General features: G+C 66.3%; 1 pseudogene. It reads left to right on the top strand.

Annotation, left to right across the window (positions count from 1 at the left end):
• Window positions 1-30: 30 nt before the first annotated feature.
• Window positions 31-332 (top strand): annotated as a pseudogene (locus tag EN824_RS33990) (hypothetical protein); the annotation flags it as partial.

Below are 332 nucleotides of genomic sequence, written 5' to 3'. Positions count from 1 at the left end.
ATGGCGCGCCATATGGTCACGCGATATGGCATGAGCAAGCGTATCGGGCTTGCGACGGTTGGCGGCTCTCCGGAGCAGATGGCATCGCAGGGTCTGGACCGCTGGCGCGGTTCGTTCTGTAGCGACGACACGGCGCGCCTTGTCGACGAAGAGATCCGGACCATGCTGGACCATGCACATACGCGCGTTAGCGCGACGCTTGCTACCCAGCGGGCGTCGCTCGAGCGCATCGCGCGGCTGCTGCGCGAGCGGGAAGTGCTCGACCAGCAGATGTTGCAAGAGGCCATACGCGGCGTATCGACTGAACGCGCGCCTGCGACGGCGGCCGGCTG

The organism is Mesorhizobium sp. M8A.F.Ca.ET.181.01.1.1 (assembly GCF_004792025.1).
In the GTDB taxonomy this organism is placed as follows: domain Bacteria; phylum Pseudomonadota; class Alphaproteobacteria; order Rhizobiales; family Rhizobiaceae; genus Mesorhizobium.
Note: the sequence above shows the minus strand (reverse complement) of the source record. Positions and strands in the feature narration are given on the sequence as shown.